This is a genomic window from Hominiventricola aquisgranensis (assembly GCF_040096225.1).
Classification (GTDB): domain Bacteria; phylum Bacillota; class Clostridia; order Lachnospirales; family Lachnospiraceae; genus Hominiventricola; species Hominiventricola aquisgranensis.
In genome coordinates this window covers 120,391-138,497 of sequence record NZ_JBBMFC010000002.1, presented here as the reverse complement: position 1 = coordinate 138,497, position 18,107 = coordinate 120,391, and the positions used below count along the sequence as shown (strand labels likewise).

General features: G+C 44.9%; 17 protein-coding genes and 1 riboswitch. Of the genes, 2 read left to right on the top strand and 15 right to left on the bottom strand.

Annotated elements, in window-relative coordinates; all coding sequences use genetic code 11:
* Window positions 1-4 precede the first annotated feature (4 nt).
* The 14 genes from WMO62_RS01690 to WMO62_RS01625 form a co-directional block, all read right to left on the bottom strand.
* Window positions 5-769 carry a class I SAM-dependent methyltransferase gene (locus tag WMO62_RS01690; RefSeq protein ID WP_118596251.1) on the bottom strand — a complete coding sequence of 255 codons (765 nt, stop codon included), beginning with the start codon at window positions 767-769 and terminating at the stop codon, window positions 5-7.
* Window positions 770-779: 10 nt separating this feature from the next.
* Window positions 780-1,583 carry an ABC transporter permease gene (locus WMO62_RS01685; RefSeq protein ID WP_118438644.1) on the bottom strand — a complete coding sequence of 268 codons (804 nt, stop codon included), beginning with the start codon at window positions 1,581-1,583 and terminating at the stop codon, window positions 780-782.
* Window positions 1,580-2,542, bottom strand: a complete 963-nt coding sequence (locus tag WMO62_RS01680) for an ABC transporter permease (RefSeq protein WP_118438643.1) — start codon at window positions 2,540-2,542, stop codon at window positions 1,580-1,582. The genes WMO62_RS01685 and WMO62_RS01680 overlap by 4 nt, the downstream gene beginning before the upstream one ends.
* A gap of 18 nt (window positions 2,543-2,560) precedes the next feature.
* A complete protein-coding gene (locus WMO62_RS01675) occupies window positions 2,561-4,168 on the bottom strand; it encodes an ABC transporter substrate-binding protein (RefSeq protein WP_118596252.1) in 1,608 nt (535 codons plus the stop codon).
* 166 nt (window positions 4,169-4,334) lie between these two features.
* Window positions 4,335-5,675 carry an MATE family efflux transporter gene (locus WMO62_RS01670; protein ID WP_118438640.1) on the bottom strand — a complete coding sequence of 447 codons (1,341 nt, stop codon included), beginning with the start codon at window positions 5,673-5,675 and terminating at the stop codon, window positions 4,335-4,337.
* 1 nt (window position 5,676) lies between these two features.
* Entirely contained in the window at window positions 5,677-6,864 is a 1,188-nt protein-coding gene (locus tag WMO62_RS01665) for a sugar ABC transporter substrate-binding protein (protein WP_118438639.1), read from the bottom strand.
* Window positions 6,865-6,866: 2 nt separating this feature from the next.
* On the bottom strand, window positions 6,867-7,838 hold the full coding sequence (locus WMO62_RS01660; protein WP_118438638.1) for an ABC transporter ATP-binding protein: 972 nt from the start codon (window positions 7,836-7,838) through the stop codon (window positions 6,867-6,869).
* Window positions 7,831-8,613, bottom strand: coding sequence for an ABC transporter ATP-binding protein (locus WMO62_RS01655; protein ID WP_118438637.1), 783 nt, complete (start codon window positions 8,611-8,613; stop codon window positions 7,831-7,833). Before WMO62_RS01655 ends, WMO62_RS01660 begins: the two co-directional genes overlap by 8 nt.
* Window positions 8,614-8,625: 12 nt before the next feature.
* Window positions 8,626-9,456 carry a nickel transporter permease gene (gene nikC / locus WMO62_RS01650; protein WP_117497994.1) on the bottom strand — a complete coding sequence of 277 codons (831 nt, stop codon included), beginning with the start codon at window positions 9,454-9,456 and terminating at the stop codon, window positions 8,626-8,628.
* Window positions 9,457-9,460: 4 nt separating this feature from the next.
* The gene (nikB, locus tag WMO62_RS01645) at window positions 9,461-10,399 is read right to left on the bottom strand and encodes a nickel ABC transporter permease (RefSeq protein ID WP_118438736.1); all 939 of its coding nucleotides are present in this window, start codon (window positions 10,397-10,399) and stop codon (window positions 9,461-9,463) included.
* A gap of 110 nt (window positions 10,400-10,509) precedes the next feature.
* Window positions 10,510-12,087, bottom strand: a complete 1,578-nt coding sequence (locus WMO62_RS01640) for an ABC transporter substrate-binding protein (RefSeq protein ID WP_349143592.1) — start codon at window positions 12,085-12,087, stop codon at window positions 10,510-10,512.
* A gap of 187 nt (window positions 12,088-12,274) precedes the next feature.
* Window positions 12,275-12,456: riboswitch (cobalamin riboswitch) on the bottom strand.
* A gap of 102 nt (window positions 12,457-12,558) precedes the next feature.
* A complete protein-coding gene (locus tag WMO62_RS01635) occupies window positions 12,559-13,470 on the bottom strand; it encodes a LysR family transcriptional regulator (RefSeq protein WP_178756933.1) in 912 nt (303 codons plus the stop codon).
* Window positions 13,467-14,261 carry a class I SAM-dependent methyltransferase gene (locus WMO62_RS01630; RefSeq protein ID WP_118438636.1) on the bottom strand — a complete coding sequence of 265 codons (795 nt, stop codon included), beginning with the start codon at window positions 14,259-14,261 and terminating at the stop codon, window positions 13,467-13,469. The genes WMO62_RS01635 and WMO62_RS01630 overlap by 4 nt, the downstream gene beginning before the upstream one ends.
* A 116-nt stretch (window positions 14,262-14,377) precedes the next feature.
* Window positions 14,378-15,268: an Rpn family recombination-promoting nuclease/putative transposase gene (locus WMO62_RS01625; RefSeq protein ID WP_118438635.1), complete on the bottom strand. Its 891-nt coding sequence runs from the start codon at window positions 15,266-15,268 to the stop codon at window positions 14,378-14,380.
* Window positions 15,269-15,619: 351 nt separating this feature from the next.
* Between WMO62_RS01625 and WMO62_RS01620 the strand changes: the two genes are divergently transcribed.
* Complete coding sequence (locus WMO62_RS01620) at window positions 15,620-16,543, top strand: radical SAM protein (RefSeq protein ID WP_349143591.1); 924 nt, start codon at window positions 15,620-15,622, stop codon at window positions 16,541-16,543.
* 16 nt (window positions 16,544-16,559) lie between these two features.
* Window positions 16,560-17,183 carry a DUF3786 domain-containing protein gene (locus tag WMO62_RS01615; RefSeq protein WP_349143590.1) on the top strand — a complete coding sequence of 208 codons (624 nt, stop codon included), beginning with the start codon at window positions 16,560-16,562 and terminating at the stop codon, window positions 17,181-17,183.
* Here the strand turns inward: WMO62_RS01615 and WMO62_RS01610 are convergent.
* A complete protein-coding gene (locus WMO62_RS01610; RefSeq protein ID WP_118596253.1) occupies window positions 17,180-18,064 on the bottom strand; it encodes a LysR family transcriptional regulator in 885 nt (294 codons plus the stop codon). The genes WMO62_RS01615 and WMO62_RS01610 overlap by 4 nt on opposite strands.
* Between the last annotated feature and the right edge of the window lie 43 nt (window positions 18,065-18,107).

The window sequence follows — 18,107 nt, the reverse complement described above, 5'->3', positions numbered from 1 at the left end:
ATTGCTATTCCTTCACACCAATCACTGTGATCCGTTTATGTGGGTTCAACAGACGATATCTGAGAGGCATTGCCTGTTTCTCTGCCCGGTCCACCTCTGTCATGGGGATCACAGTCACTTTCAGTCCTGCATTCTGTACCATCTGGCCAAGACGTCTGGCATTTCTGCTCTTCATCATCGGAAGCTCTTCTTTCGTGTCTTTATCATAATCACCATCATTGGAAAATGCATTTCTGTGCTCCACCAACGTGATCAGACATTTACCGAGGAACACCTGAATCCGGTCTGACAGACGGTTATAGTGCCAGTTACCTTCCATGATCACCAGTCTTCCCCCCGGCTTTAATACCCGCTTCCATTCTTTGATCGCTTTTTCCGGATGGGGCAAGGTCCACACCAGATGGCGATTGATCACCACATCATACTGTTTGGCTGGTTCTTTGGTGTCTTCCGCATCACCTATTGCAAATGTCACATTGTGAAATCCAGCTTTTTCTGCCTTTTCTTTTGCCTTAGAAAGCATATTTTCCGACAGATCAATGCCTTTACAGGTATGACCAAGCTCTGCTAAAAGCAGACTGACAAATCCGGTTCCAGCTCCCACATCCAATATACTGCATGGCTGTTTTCCGATCACTTTGCGCAAAAATCTCAGCCATTCCTTTTTTTCCCCTTCGCTTTTCAGGCCATGGGCATAACAATCATCATAATTGATGTATGCCTGGTTCCATAATCTGGTAATATTCTTCTTTATAGTTTTGTCATTCATTTGTTTAACCTCAGGACACATATTTTTCTTTCAGGTACTCACCCACATAGTTCACACAGATGGAACTGAGGATGATCATTACCCCCGGAGGCAGCACGATCCACCACTTTCCATTGAGTACATAACTCTGGATTCCGTTAATCATGTTTCCCCAGGATGGAATTCCAATAGGAATCCCCACGCCAAGATAACTCAATGATGTTTCTGTTACAATGGCACTGGCAAAGGTAAAGGTCGCAATAATGATAATGCTGGAAAAGGAATTGCGTACCATATGATTAAACAGGATCACATGCCGTGGAATATTGAATCCTTCTGCCAGAATAATATAATTTTCTTTTTTCAACTCCAGAAAACGAGCCCGGATCACACGTGCCATGGTCATCCAGCTGGTAAGACTCATAACGATGACCAGACCCAGAATTTTGTTTGGAAATACCATCTGAAATGCCAGTGCAACAATGGTAGAAGGCATGGCATATGCAATATCAACGATCCTCATCATGGTCGTATCCAGTCTTCCGCCCACATAACCGCTGATTCCTCCATATACGATTCCAAACAACAGTGCACACAGACTGCTGCTTGCCGCCACTGCCAGTGATACCATTCCGCCGTACATGGTACGCGTAAATACATCTCTTCCTGAACTGTCTGTTCCAAACCAGTGTACTATATCCGGTTTTTGCAGCACACTGCCAAGATCTACTTCCGTAGGAGAATATACCGCATATAGCGGTGCTGTCATGCACAACAGTACGATTACCAGAAACAATAGTACCCAGAAACTATTCTTTCTTACCTTCTTTTTCATCTGGTCACCGCCTTCCGAAGTTTTGGATTCAATGCCAGATCAATGAGATCTACCAGAAGCATGGATATAATGACAACGATTCCCGTTACAAGAATTCCTCCCATCAATACAGGATAATCCTTTACCGGGATTGCATTTACGATCATATTTCCGAGCCCCGGATATGCAAATACCGTCTCAATTACAACAAATCCGGAAAAAAATGACGGTACATGGGTTCCCACATAGTTTACAAATGGAACCAGTGCATTTTTCATGGCACCTCGATAAATATCCCATTTCGACATATGATTGGCTCTTGCCACATACACATAATAGCTGTCCAGTTCTTCTTTCATTCCTTCTTGTATAAAACGGGAAAAAGAACCAATGTGGCTGAACATAACCGTCACCGTCGGCAAGATCAGATGAATGATTCGATCCTTCAATGTATCAGAAAACATGGATGTTACACCGGAAGATGGCAGCCAGCCGAGCACTACCGAAAACAAAAGAATCAAAATGATACCTACCAGCACACTGGGGATTCCATTCAGCGTAATACTGATGATCGTGATCACTCTGTCTATCATAGAATCCGGATGCAAACCCGCAAAAAGTCCGACCGCAATAGACAGGATAACTGTCAACACAAAAGAAGACAAAAATAATGTCATCGTGTTCGGCATACGCTCCTTGATCATCTTTCCAACATTTTGCCCGTTTGCATACGAATATCCAAAATTACCGTGAGACACTTCTGCCAGCCAGTTGCCATACCTTATGATGACTGGCTGATCCAGTCCCAGATTCTCATTGATTCTGTCTTTTTCGGCCTGTGTCAGTTTATCCATCTGACCACCATAAATTGCGGCAGCCGGTTCACCCGGTGCCGCATTTATAAGTGCAAATGAGCAGATGCTCATGATAAACATAACCACAATGCTTTGAATCAGTCTTTTCAAAACATATCGTTTCATTCTACATCAAACCCACATTTATTCAGAAATTGTCCAGTCTTCAATGTTCCAGAAGATACCTGCTCCATGATGTCCAAGTACCTTATCTGTCGGTCCACTGATCCGTTTGTTTCCTGCATACAAGGCATCCAGATAACAGATAAGATCATATGCCGGATCTTCCGCAAATGCTTTCTGGAATTCTGCATAACATGCTGCTCTGTCTGCATCTTCTGTCTTTGTACGAGCCTCAGACAGAGCCTTATCAACCGTTTCGTTACTGTAGAATCCATAGTTATCTGCGCTTCCGGTTGTAAAGAGACGATAAGTATCATTGTCTGCATCAAACGGACTTCCCCATCCAAGCAGGAATGACTCACATTTCGTAATGTCGATGGCATCCCATCCAAGAGCTGACAAGGTACAATCTACACCCAGTTTTTTCCATTCAGATGACAGATAAGTTCCAATATTCACACGAACCTCATCATCAACCGGAGCGGTAAGGGTAAAGGAAAGCTTCTCACCATCTTTATCAAGGATTCCATCTCCATCGGTATCAGCCCAACCAGCCTCTTTCAGAAGTGCTGCTGCCTTCTCCGGATCATAATCATATTTCACTATATCTTCACAGTTGAATTTATTCTTCTGCAGCGGTGAATAAGCAATCTGACCATAACCATGAGCAATCGCATCTACAACTGCCTGACCATCTGTTGCATAATTCAGTGCCTGACGAACTCTTACATCCTCAAACAGATCACATACCTGGAAATTATACATAACACAACGGTAATCTGCGGATCCGATCACATAAACATCTAAGTTCTCATCAGCTTCCAGCTCTTTGACCTGACTGGGCTCTACAAATGTAAAGTCGATCTCGTTGTTTTTAAGCTGCAGTGCTCTTGTATTGTAATCCGGCAGATATAGGTAGATAATATTCTCAATCTGTGCCTTATCTCCATAGTAATCATCAAATCTGGTCATGGTACACTTTGTACCTGCTTCTAAAGATACCAGCTTATACGGTCCGCAGCCAACCGGATTCACATTAAAATCAGCGGTATTGATATCCTGTCCTTCGAAGCAATGCTCCGGAACAATTCCCACTGTCAGCTTATCAAGCAAAGCCGGGAACGGTTCTTTTAATGTAATACTCAGTGAAGTATCGCTCAGTTTTTCCACTTTATCTACAAGGAGAAAATCCGAACGGATCGAAGAGTTCACATTCTCATCCAGAATGCTGCTGATTGTAAATACAACATCGTCCGCTGTCAATGTTGTTCCATCGTGGAATTTTACATCATCACGAATATTGAAGGTATATGTCAGCAGATCATCACTGATCTCATAATCGGTTGCTATATCACACTGTGGCTGACAATCTACATCCGTTTTCATCAGGCCTCTGAAAATCATGGCATCACAATACTCGGATCCTAAGATTGGATTGAACTTCTCCACCATGAACTCTGCACCATAGATCATGGTATTGTCTCTGGACATTTCACCAGCCGGAGCAGTCTCCCCTGTGGTCTCATTCTGTACTGCATCTGTCGTCTCCTTCGCACCACATCCGCTGATCGCTGCTGCCAGCATCATCGCACTCAGTGACAGACAGATTACTTTGTTAAGCTTCTTCATATTTCTATATCTCCCTTATGATTATGTTTGTGCCATACTACGAAAAAATCCCTCTGACATAGTAAAGACCTTCTTTACTATAACAGAGGGATTCTACCTTCCACAACCCACCGTGGGGGATATCTAAACATACCGTTTTATTATGTCTTTATTACATTTTGGAATATTACAGCTTTGAGCTGTTCCATTTCCACAGTCCCAGGAATGCTATACCGGCGGCAATCCAGGAAGCAATGTAGATCACTACGATGCATTCCATAGTTTCATATACAGGAAGAATGAATAACACACCAATCACACGCAGCAGACAGATAGATATCAATGTGGTGATCATCGGTCTGATCGTATCTCCCGTGCCACAGCAGGCTCCCGACAGAGCCTCTGTGATAGCATAAAACAGGAAAAACGGCGCCATCATCCTGGCATAAGCACCAACCAGAGGTGCTAAAGTAGCTGCATCCTGTGCGGACACAAACCAAGGTGTCATAAAAGCTGCGCCAACGAACAGAATGATACTCACCATAATGACAGCTCCAGCAGACATAGCTGTACCAACGAACACACCTTTTCTGATCCGTTCCTTATTCTTTGCTCCCAGGTTCTGCGCGGTAAAGGTTGTCAGAGCCGGACCCATGGAGTCAGACAACAGCCAGATCAGCATATTCAGCTTGTCACAGATACCCCATGCTGCAATCTGATCAGTACCCATCGTATTGACACCCGCCTGTACAATGGTATTTGCAATGGGGAACAGCATCGACTGCAATGCCAGCGGAAACCCCATTTGCAGCATCTGCTGCATATGTTCTTTGCAAAAATGAGGCCACCAGAGAGCCTTCTCCCCTTTTTCCACATGAAGAACCTTTTTTAACATAGAAAAGATAACAACCACGCTGACGATCTGTGAAAATACGGTTGCCAGTGCTGCGCCGGCAACTCCCATATCCAACACACCTACCAGCAATAAATCTCCCAAAATATTGATTACTGCACAGCAGACCAGCACATACAGCGGTCTCTTAGAATCGCCATAGGCTCTTAAGATTCCAGCCGTCATGTTATAAAGGATCATGGACCAGATACCACCAAAATAAATGGTAGTATAGACAAATGCCCGTCCATAAACTTCATCCGGCACAGACATGATCTGCAACATCCATGGAGTCAGAATTACTCCGCCCACAGAGCAGACCACTCCCAGAATCACTGCCACCGTACAAGCGGTACGGATGGAACAATGCATCTGGCGCTTGTCCCCGGATCCGCAATGTCCGGAAATCAGAATTGTTGCACCCGTTGCCAGACCATTCATGAAATTCAGGGGGAACTTGAACAATGTATGCACGGAATCAATAGCTGCCAGACCAAGCTTTCCTGTGAACTGTCCCACCACCACTGCGTCAATGGTCACATATAGCTGTTGGATCAGACTTCCTGCAATGATTGGAAGCACAAACAGCAGAATTCCTTTGCTTACATTTCCTTTTGTCAGTGTGTGTTTTTCCATATTATTTCCTTCTCTGGACTGCGGAATCAAAATCCCACGCGCCTGCAAGTTCCTTCAGATCATTTAAGTTTGCCTCCGGATTATGCGCTTTACACACGTCCAGAAGGTCTTCATAGCTGTATGCATTCAGAGTAATACCAGAAGACAGTTCATATTTTTTCTGGAAATCCTGATAATTGGTGGAAGTCCAGAAGCCCTGCTGAATGGCAAATGCTTTTTCATCCTCACGGAAATCTTCGCTGTAACCGGTCACTGCATTATACATAGCTGCAAAGGCCGGTCCAATGATAGATTCATATTTACCACACAGATATTTCAGATTACCGTTTTTAAAGAGTTCTCCATTGGTTTCCGTATAACAGTCAACAGTTCCAAGGCTTGCATCTCCCAGAGAATCTGCAATGGCCTGTACCGGAATCGTACTCATAACAACACCAGCCGGATCTTTTTCAAACTCTGCAACAGCCTTCTCACCCACATCCGGCACTCCGATATAGCCAGGGAATACGGTTACTTTTAAGTTTCCGGCTTCTACACTTACCGGTTCAGAAGCGGATGCAAGTTCAGCACTGCTCTGCTCAAACTGTACACCATAAGCTTCCTGCAGAGCATCCAACATTCCTTCCGCACGCTGTTCATGCATCACATTGGTGCCTGCTCCTCCGCTTAACAGAAAATAGCTGTCAGACATCTGTTCGTCTGCCAAATAAGCACCCATGTCATATCCAGCCTCATATTCTATCTCACTTCCCGGTCCAAAATAGCCAAGGAAATAAGGGTTGTTTGCTACTTTATCAAAGGTTTCCGGATCTGTTGTACTGGACGGACGGATAAAATACACTCCGTTCTCTGCGCACAGCTCCACTTCCTTTTCCAGGTCAAAGCTGTTGAATGCCATAATGCCTTCTACGCCCGCTGCAATTGCATCGTTCAGAAACTGCATCTCCTGCTCCTCTGTGGTCACTTCTGCAGAGTACAGGAAATCCACATCTGAGAAATTTTTCCCGATATAGCCCTCCAGATACTCCCGGAATGCCTGTACCTGCTCATCTTTCAGGTCATAGACTACGACGCCGATCTTATGGATGTGTGCCTCTTCCTCTTCTTCCTGCTTTTTCGCGCAAGAAACCATAGCTAACACCATACTCAGTGCTAACAGTAATACAATGATTTTTTTCAGTTTCTTCACTTCTATTTATCCTCCTTGTCAAACAGATGACAAGCCACCTCATGGTCCGCTCCGATCTGATGGAGTTTCGGTTTTTCTGCCGCACATTTTTCAGTTGCTTTCGGGCAGCGACCCCGGAACGGGCATCCTGTAGGCACATCCAGCGGACTGGGAGCTTCTCCTTTGATTTCCTCGATCGGTTTGGAGAAATCCATTCCAATATCAAAGATGGATCCAATCAATGCCCTCGTATAAGGATGAACTGCATGCTCTGCCAGATATTCTGCAGGCAGCACTTCCACTACATTTCCAAGATACATCACCGCTACTTCATGGGAGCAGGACTGGATCAAGGAAATATCATGGCAGATAAATCCGATGGTAATATTTTTTTCCTTCTGAAGCTTTACAATCAGTTCGATAATCGTCTGCTGTACGGATACATCCAGTGCAGAAGTTGCCTCATCCAGGATCAGAATCTCCGGTTCCAGAGCCAATGCACGGGCAATTGCCACACGCTGGCGCTGCCCACCGGACATGTTATGAGGATAACGGTCTGCAAAATCTCCCGGAAGCTCCACCATCTCCAGAAGACGACGGCAGGCTGCATCCTTCTCATTCTTCCTGATCCGGTTAAAATTCAGAAGCGGTTCACATACAATATCCCGGATCTTCATTTTCGGATTAAACGAAGAGGTCGGATCCTGGAATACCATCTGAATGTTCTGACGGTTCTGACGCAGTTCCTCTCCCTTCAGTTTGGTAATATCTTTTCCACGATAAAGAATCTCTCCCTCAGAAGGAGTATCCAGAGACACCAGAAAACGCATAAATGTGGATTTTCCGCAGCCGGATTCTCCTACCAATCCTAATGTCTTTCCTTTATAAAATTTCAGGTTAATATCATCATTGGCTACCAGCGTCCTTCCATCTGATGCTGGAAACCGTCTGGTGACATGTTTTGCTTCCAAAATTATTTCATCATGTTCAAACATAAGATTTCCCTCCCATAGAAGGTACCGCACTTAACAGCTTGCGGGTGTATTCATTTTCCGAGTGATGCAGGATATGATCCCGGTCTCCCTGGTCTTCAATCCGTCCATCCTTCATAACCACAATATAATCAGACATATACGCTGCCACACCAAGGTTATGGGTAACAACGATAATACCGGTTCCATAGTCATCTCTTAATTCCATCATCTGACGAACAATCTGTGCCTGTGTGGTTACGTCCAGTGCACTGGTCGGCTCATCTGCCAGCAGAAGCTTTGGCTGATAGGTCATACCCATGGCAATTCCTACTCTCTGACGCATACCGCCAGACAGCTGGAACGGATAAGATTTCATAATATTATCCGGACTTGGAAGACGCATCTTGCCAAGCATCTCTTCACCCTTGATCCATGCGTCTTTCTTTGATATTTTCTCATGTGTCTGCAGATATTCTGTAAATACAGATCCAATCCTGCGGGTTGGGTTCATCATGGCTCCGCTGTCCTGGAAGATCATGGAAATCTCACTTCCACGCAGATTTCTCCACTGCTCCGTTGTATTGGATAACAGAGATGTTCCGTTAAAAAGAATATCTCCTTTGGTTACTTTACCGCCTCCGGCAAGAAGCCCTAACACCGCACGGATCACGGTGGTCTTACCGCTTCCGCTCTCTCCTACCAGGCTGACGATCTGCCCCTGAGCCATATGGAGACTAAAATCCATGACAGTAGGAACATCTTTATATGCGATCGTAATATTATCAATTTTCAGCATCTTCCTACCTCCTTACTCTGCTCTCGGATCCAGGATATCACGGATAGAATCTCCCAGCATGTTAAATACAACAACTACTAAGAAAATAGCAAGACCAGGATACAGCATCATCCATGGTGCGGACTGCATACAGGCACGGCCTTCATTCAGCATATAGCCCCATTCCGGTGTAGGCGGCTTTGCACCAAATCCCAGGAAGGACAGTGCGGCGATCTCCAGCATCATACCTCCTACATCCGTCGCTGCCGTAATGATCAGTGTTGGCAGCGCATTTGGCAGCATGTAACGAAGCAGCATATACGGGGTCTGGGATCCGGTCACGATGGCAGCAGATACATAATCGCGGTCACGGATCTTCATAACCAGGCTTCGCGCCAGACGGGCATATTTGGTCCAGTTTACAGCAACAATTGCGATGATCGCATTGCGGATACTTGCACCCATGATACCTGCCACTGCCAGAGCCAGAACAAGGCCTGGGAAAGCCAGCATCATGTCTGCAATACGCATAAGAACTGCATCGATTTTTCCGCCAAAGTATCCGGCGATGACTCCTACCACACTTCCCACCAGGAAGATCAGCACGACCACACCGAATGTAGAGGTCAAAGATGCACGGGCTCCATAGATCACACGGGCATAAATATCACGGCCCATTTTATCTGTTCCAAAGATATGTTCCTTACTGGGTGCTTCCAGCGCTTCTGTCAGCGAGCCCTTCAATGGATCCACACCACCGGTCAGCAGCGGTGCAAAGATTGCTGCAAGAATGATCAGAATGGCAAGAATTCCAAAAAAGGTAAACTGCTTATGTTCTTTGAGAAATTTTAACGTCTTTTTCATCTTCTTACCTCTTCAAACGCATACGCGGATCAATGTATACATAGGATGCATCTACGATCAGGTTAATGACCATGTAGATCAATGCCATCCACAGTACATAACCCTGGATCAGGTTATAGTCGCTGGATGTAATGGCTGTCACGGCCAGGTTGCCAAGTCCAGGATAAGAGAAAATAACCTCTACCACACTGGTACCTCCAAGAAGGCTACCGACGGAGAGACCTAACATGGTGATCAAAGGAAGCAGTGCATTGGGGAATACATTTTTCCAGATAATGGTGGACCGTTTCACGCCTCTGGCTTCTGCTCCGATCACATAATCCTGGCTTAACTCTTCCAGGACCGCAGTACGCACCTGTCGGGTGTATTTGGAAGCCATTGCAATTGCAAGGGTAAGTGCTGGAAGGAACAGGCTCTTAAAATCGCCTCCTGATGCGATAACCGGGAATATCTGAATCTTAACACACAAGAGCAGCATCAGAAGCAGGCCTACCCAGAAGTTCGGCATGGCACATCCCACAAAGGTAAGTGCTCTGCAAATATAATCAGCAATTCCATCTTTATGTAATGCAGATACAACGCCAAGCGGTACCGCCATGATCAGCATCAGGATCAATGACATGAGTGTCAGTTTCAGAGTCGGAAGGACACGAGCTGCCAGAAGCTCTACAACCGGCTTGTTCAGACTGTAGGATTTTCCAAAATTACCATGAAGACAGTTAAACAGCCAGCGGAAATATTGGGTGAAAAAAGGATCGTTCAGACCCATCTCGTCTCTGGTCTGCTGTACCAGTTCTTCCGTTGGCATGACACCGGTAGCGGAGAACATGTTACGGACCGGATCACCGGGAGACAGATACGTAAGTAAAAATGTTACAAAACTGATACCGACCAGCACAATCACAATCTGCATGATTCGTCGAAGAATCTGTTTCTTATTCAAAATGCTTGCTCCTTTCTTTCGCAATGGGACATACGCATAAAATCTCATGCGCGGAAATACCCCCACCCTGACCGCCGGTAAGGGCGCGGATGGGGGTAATCATTGTCTGTTTACTGAGCCGGGGTGATCTCGGTGGTCAGCCAGTAGTAATCTGCCGTATGGATATGTGCATTTCCTACATTCTTGGAATAGATCATAGATGAGTTGTAATAACCGTCGATCAGAACAGCTGCATCATCTACCAGGATCTGCTGCATCTGGAAGATCAGATCTGCACGCTTGTCCTCGTCCATCTCGCTCTTCAGCTGCTCAAACAGCTCATCATACTCCGGATTGGAATATCCGCAGTAAGTAGTATCAGTTGCCCAGTTTGCCATGTAAGCATACGGGTCACCGGTACCTACAGTGATCCAGTTATTGTTATTGAAATCATAATCTCCGGCAGCAAGTTTGCTCCACTGGTCATCAGAGCTGCCGTAGTCTGCGGTGCAACCAATACCGATCTCTGCCAGATACTGAATATGTGCATTGGAGAAATCGTTCAGCAGACGGTTCTCATAGGAAACGTAATGCAGATTGATGTTCTGTCCGTCGATCTCACGGATTCCATCCCCGTCAGTGTCTACGATACCAGCATCATCAAGGAGCTTTTTCGCGCCTTCCGGATCATAAGTATACGGATTGTTCAGTTTGTCATATCCGTAGCTTAATGTAGACGGCAGTACGGAGAATCCCGGAGTATACAGTCCTCCGATAGTTTTGGAATTGCAGATGGTATCATAATCAATTCCCATGAGGATTGCCTGACGCAGGGTTTTGTTGCCCAGAATACCGTCAAAGTTCATCCAGCTGAATCCACAACGCACACCAGAAGCGATATCTACGGTGAAATCTGGATTATCCTTGAAATCCTGAATATCAGATACGTTAGTAATATTCTCTACCAGGTCTACCTGACCACTCTGCAGTGCCATGGTCTTTGCAGAAGCATCACCCATATACATCAGTTTTACTTCGTCATACGGAACTTCCTCACGGTAGTTCGGGTTTGCAACCAAGTCATATCCTACACCAACACCGTTGAATTTATCGATCATGTACGGGCCGGTTCCGATGATGCCGTTATCAAAGTTCTCGATATCAGCCACATCGATGATCGCCATGGTCGGATGAGCCAGCTGTCCCGGAAGGTTTGCATACGGCTGGGTGGTCTGGATCGCCAGAGTATTGGCATCGTCATCAGCAGTAATGGTTGCCTCAAACTCCAGATATTTCTGTGGTTTTGCAGAACCGCTCGGTCCCATTTCTTTCAGATATTCAAAACACTCTTTTACCTTAGTTGGAGTCAGATCGCATCCATCTGAGAATTTGATTCCATCTTTCAGAGTGATAACCCACTCCGTATGCTCATCATTTACCGTATAGCTGTCTGCGAGCCACGGCTCTACTTCCATGCTGTCGTTGAATTTAAACAGACCCTCGGAAATACCATAACGCATAGCATTCCATCCGCCGTTCTCATCGGTCACACTGTTTACAATACCATCGGTGTACATCTGACATCCGAAAGTCAGTACTTTTTTTCCACTGTTATCTGCTGATGCAGAGCTGTCGCTTCCTTTTGCACCGCAGCCGGTCAGCAAAAGAATTGCTGCCAGGGTCAAACTGATACATTTCTTATTCTTCATATTTTGTCCTTTCTCGTCCATTCTTCTGTCAGCGCATTGAGATCCATCAGAGCAAAACACTTGTCCTCCCATCATAAAACACACAAGAAAAGCCGGATCTACATCCGACTTTCTCCCACTCTGAATAAGCGCATATTATGCGCACTAATCCTCTGTTAAGTAAGATTTCCCTGTCTTCCGCAAGAACTCTCTCTGATCAAAATAAGCAGGTCTCCTGACTTAAGCATCAAACATCCACAGCGCCTTCCCAAGATCTTCTCAGTGGCATATTCCTGTGGACTAGCTATCACAGTGACGGAATCGTTCCGGACTTTCACCGGATTCCCTTTTCATCGAAGCTTCCTTCGAACTTATTTTTATGGCTTAATTGCCAACCATATGAACATTATGTATTATTTTCTCATCTATTACATTTTTTGTCAATACAGAAGCATTCCTTGATAGATATATTTGTATTCCTTTTTGTTATATCTATTCTTGCAACCGCTGCTTCACATAGGAAAGATAGTGTTCTGCCCACCCTCCTGGCTGTTCCCCTTGTCGTGTCACACATCCAAAGAGAATCGGTTGTTCCTCTCCGTACAAAGAATATCCCGGATATCCCTGGGATTCCTTTTCCCTGCTTAGATAACCTCCACTGACATTTCCAAGGTCGGTCTTTTGCAGCAGTTCGTTCATCACATAATCGCTGTTGGTGATCACAGAGATCTTCATATCTGATACCGGACTTTCTTCCGTATTGCCCATCAGATTACGTCCCAGCGTATATTCATCTTCATAACACTGCACCAGACGCACCTGGTTTTTCGGAATCTCTTCGATACTCTTCCTTCCAGCCAGCGGATGCTCTTTCCCAAAATAGAGATATGCCTTCGTCCGCTTCAGTTCCTGAAATTCCAGCTTTCCACACTCCAGTCGATATTGGAAGGACGGCATCTGTTCTTCCGATACATACACAAATCCAATGTCATCTTTGCCAGACTGACACCGATCCAATATTTCTTCTATACCCGCTGTCATCACATGATAGCACACATCTTCCTGACTGTGTTCCTGATAAAATGCGGCAAAGCACGCTGCCATCCAGGAACTTGGATTCCAGGATGCCAGCAGTTCTTCTCCTTTGTCCATTCTTGCAAAAGAAACCAGCTGCTCCACCTGTTCCACAGCTTTGCTGGCATATTCATAAATCCTGCGGCCTCTTGACGTCAGCACAATTCCACGGCTCTGACGAATAAATAATGAAAAACCCAGCTCCTGCTCAAGCGTACGGATCACTTTGCTTACATTAGGCTGGGTCGTATAAAGTGCCTCTGCGGCACGGCTGAAGGAACCAAGCCGTGCGCAGACCACAAGATATTCAAGCTGTTTTGTTTCGATCAAGATACAAGCCCCTCCAGTGTACGTTTCATATGGTTTGCCTTTATATGTTTTTCCGCATGGATCAGAAACATCGGCGTGGACGCATAGTTCACTTTCTCTGTCTGATCCCACACACGCTCCCATACATGCTCATCCGCATAAGCCTGTCCGTCATTGACATTTTTGAGGACTTCAAGATCCCATGCCGGTCTCATGGTACGGCTCATGGGAATCTGCCTTGCGATTTCTTCCATGGCATCAATATCTGTACAGGTATAATGATCCTCCATAGACATGTTTTCTACACGCCTCCGGTCTTCTTCATACTCCCGTCTCTTCTCCTCATCAAACAGATGATGATACCAGTTGGCATCAAAGTTCAGTAGACGTCCACCTTCTTTGAGCACACGCATCCACTCAGCATACGCCTGTTCCGGACATTCCAGATTCCAGGTCAGATTTCTGGAGATCACCACATCAAAATATCCATCCGGAAAATCCAGCTTCTGTGCATCCATTCGCTGAAAATGAATCTTCTCTGCCACTTCTCCTGCATTTTTCTTCGCTTCTGCAAGCATCGCCTCTGTATAATCCACAGCCGTCACATCATATCCTGCTCTTGCCAGAAGGATTGCAAAAAATCCTGGTCCTGTACCTACATCCAGGATCTTCAGGTTCTCTCCCTTCGGAAGATGCTTCCGAATCTCTCCTAACCATACTCTGTCCTGCCCGGTGGCAAGCTCATGCTGGTTCACCTCGGAATATCCCTTTGCTCTTCCGGTCCAGTAATGCTCGATCTGCGGTAACATCATCGTCTTGTTCCTCCCACATACAATGTGCCGGTCTTGGTCTCCCGGCACTACATGTAGTAACTTTAGCATATTGATAATTTTCTCACAAGCCCGGTGGGGGGATATTTTTTTGTCATTTAAAGCCCAAATTCTTCAAATAATTTTTGCTGATAATCAGTGTCTAAAAGGGATTCTTTCAGATCATCTAAACGATCTTCTTCTAATAATTTAGCATTCAATCTATTCACACGAGATCTTCCAAGCTCTTCGCCAGCTTTTTCACCTCTATGATACCCATAATCTTCAATCGCATTTTTGTCTCTTAATGCTTTTTGTCTGACTTCATATTCCAGTCGCTTCGTTTCATCTGCACTGAGTTTTTTCAATGTTTCATAAGCTTCTCCAATGTATTGATCCTGTTCTGCCATCTTCTCGAAGTCCTCCTTCCTGTTGGCGGCAAGAAACCGCATCCATTTTATTAACAGAGGTTCATCTGTCTGCTCTTCTGGTAACTTTTTCAGTTCCATCACATGAATTTCCAGAAGGTCAGTGTATTTTTCACCGTTCTCCAGATCACAAAATGCAATTTCACGATAACATTTGTTGTCATCCTTAAAATGGTTAAAATCCAAAATACTCACATGAACGCGAACGCATTTCTTGATTTTATCATAATCGTCACCTTCTTGTATCTGTTCCGTATACATCTTTGAAAGATAGAATATCATCCGCTTATCCCAATATTCTAAGGGCGCAACCTGCATTTCCAGATCTATCTGTGACCCGTTTGTCATCAGCACTCGCACATCCAGAATACCATACTTGCTGTCTGCAGATTCTTTTGACAAAATAGTCTGCATTAACTGTGTTTCCACAATCTCTCCAGGATTTTTTCCTAGAATTGCTGCCAGAAATCCTTGTCTTACCTTAGGACTTTGAAATAATTCTTTAAAGCAGAAATCTACTTTCGGTGACATGAGAAAATCATCTGCTGCCTGATATACCTCTGTTTTTGTTTCTTTTTGCATAGCTTCTCCTTTCTGCACCATAAGAAACTGGCAGAAAAGAGAATTTTTTTGTATTTATTTTAGCACAGACCTCACATCTTTTCCAAGGTACATTCCCTATTCTCGCCTATTCCGTATGAAGTTGTGGTCATTGTCGGGAATATTGTCTGAAATAGACTCCGAGAATGAGAATTGTTAAAATCGTTACTGCACTGTACCAATATGTATTACTTCGATACATCCAAATAATAACATATAGTTATTGATGTTGCAACCGAAATTTTGATGTGTTTATTTGAACGCAACCATTAGGTTGTACATTTCTTCCGCTTTATGCTAAGATAAATCATATTTATAAGGAGATATTTCCAGATGAATGAATGGCAGGATATGATTACAACTTTATATAAGAATGGCTGTCAGCTATGTCCAAGAGAATGCGGTGCAGACCGGATACATGGACAAACCGGTTTTTGTGGCATGACAGATGAACTGATGGCAGCCAGGGCAGCACTTCATTACTGGGAAGAACCTTGTATCTCCGGGACAGAAGGGTCAGGAGCGGTATTCTTTTCCGGTTGTACACTTCGATGTGTGTTTTGTCAGAATGCCGAGATTGCTGCAGGCCATGCTGGAAAGATGCTGTCTGTGGATCGCCTGGCAGACATTTTTTTGGAGTTGCAGGAGAAAAAAGCAAATAATCTGAATCTGGTGACTGCCACACATTTTCTGCCTTTAATTCTTCCCGCACTGGAAAAAGCCAAAGCCAAAGGGCTTAAGATTCCTGTAGTCTATAATACGGGTGGGTATGAAAAAACGGAAATCATAAAAATGTTAGATGGTATTGTGGATATCTGGCTTCCGGATCATAAATACCGGTCATCTGAACTGTCCGCTAAATATTCACGAGCGAAAGATTACCCGGAAAAAGCAGCCGCAGCACTGGAGCAGATGGTACAACAGACTGGAGTTTCTGTCTTTGATAAACGAGGAATGATGAAAAAAGGTGTGATCGTACGCCATCTGGTATTGCCGGGATGCATCTCGGACAGTAAGGATGTATTGGAATATCTGTGGGATCATTTCGGAAACAAGATTTATGTGAGTATTATGAGTCAATATACTCCTCTTCCTCATGTGACTGCTTGGCCGGAACTGAACCGACAGGTCACCTGGGATGAATATCATGAAGTAGTAGACTATGCAAGATTTCTGGGAATGAGTCAAGTTTACATCCAGGAAGGAGAATGTGCAAAAGACAGCTTCATCCCTGCATTTGACTGTGAAGGAATCTAAATTTCAGGAGGTTTTTATGATTTCCAATTATGATAAACAGGTCGATATCGGCCGGAAGATTTTTTTAAATTATGATCAGGAAGCTCTGATCCAGAAATATACTCTGGATGCTGATGCTGACTTTCTATATCTCACCTATCTGGGAACAAAATGCCGAGTTAACCGTAAGACTGGTGCCATTGATGAGATGATTGATGACATCTATACGGAATGCCGGGAATACACAGTGGTCATGACTATTTATGATATGCTCTGCCACGGTGACAGCCCCACACTTCCGCCTCTCTCTGGCAAATGGACGTTGGTTGGCAATTTTGCGGCAGCCGGTTCCAGCCCCGATGCCAATCTCTTTGCTCAGAAATATGCCGACGCATTTTCCGGAAAGACAGATGCGCTGAAAGATGCCTGCACAGCCATTGGCGGCGAGATTCTTGACTCCATTGCCGGTGCGGATGTAACTGCCCGGATCCCTGCATTTTCTTTCTTCCCGGTTCTACTGCAATACTGGGAAAAAGACGAAGAATTTGCCCCACAGATACGTCTTCTCTGGGATGATCAGTCCATGAAATACTTAAACTTTGAGACGACCTACTATCTGCAAGGAGATCTGTTGGAACGTTTACTACAGCTTATCCGTTAAAATACCCTTTGATCTCCCGCCTCTACTTTCATCTGCACATAAGAAGCAAATTTTCTCGCCGCATAGGGCATGGTATCCCAGTTTCTGAAGACCAATGCCACTGGCCGTTCCATCTGCTCCTTCACTGGGCGGATGACCAGATCTGCACCAAATCCTTCCAGCACCCGACGGTACAGAATGGATACACCCAGTCTCTGCCGGATCATAGCTAGGATTGAATAGTCGTCATATACTTTATATTCGATCCTAGGATGCAGTCCTCTTCTTTGAAATGCCTGCTCCGGCACGCTGTACTCTCCTTCGTCCAGTAAAATAAATGGTTCTGTTTCCAGATCTTTCAACGAGACTATCTCCTTTTTTGCAAGCCGATGGCCTTTGGGCAGAACCGCCACCATCTCGTCCCTGTACAGAATCTGCGTATGCAGATTATTCACTGCTTCTGCATTGGCAAATCCAAAATCCACACTTCCTTCTTCCACCCACCTGGCAATGCTGGTGTATTCTCCCTGCTGCAGGATGAACCGGATATCTGGATGCTCTTTCTTAAATTCCATCATAAGTCCCGGCAAAAAGATACGGCTCACGCTGGTGAACGTACCGATCCGCACAACACTGTTTTTCAGGCCTTTCATCTCCTGTTCTTTGCGTTCAAGATTCTGTTCTGCCTGATGGATCTGCTGAAAATATGGCAGATACTGCTCTCCGTCTGGAGTCAGTGTGATCCCGTCCTTTCTCCGGTCTATGAGAACCGTCTCTGTCTCCAGCTCCAGTGCCCGGACTGCCTGACTAACTGCACTCTGGGAATATCCCAGCTTTTCAGCCGTTCTTGTAAAGCTTTTATGTTCAATTACTCCGCAAAAAATCCCGTATCTTGATAACATGTTTTTTCTCCATCAGTTTTTCTTATGTTTTAATTATAATGAT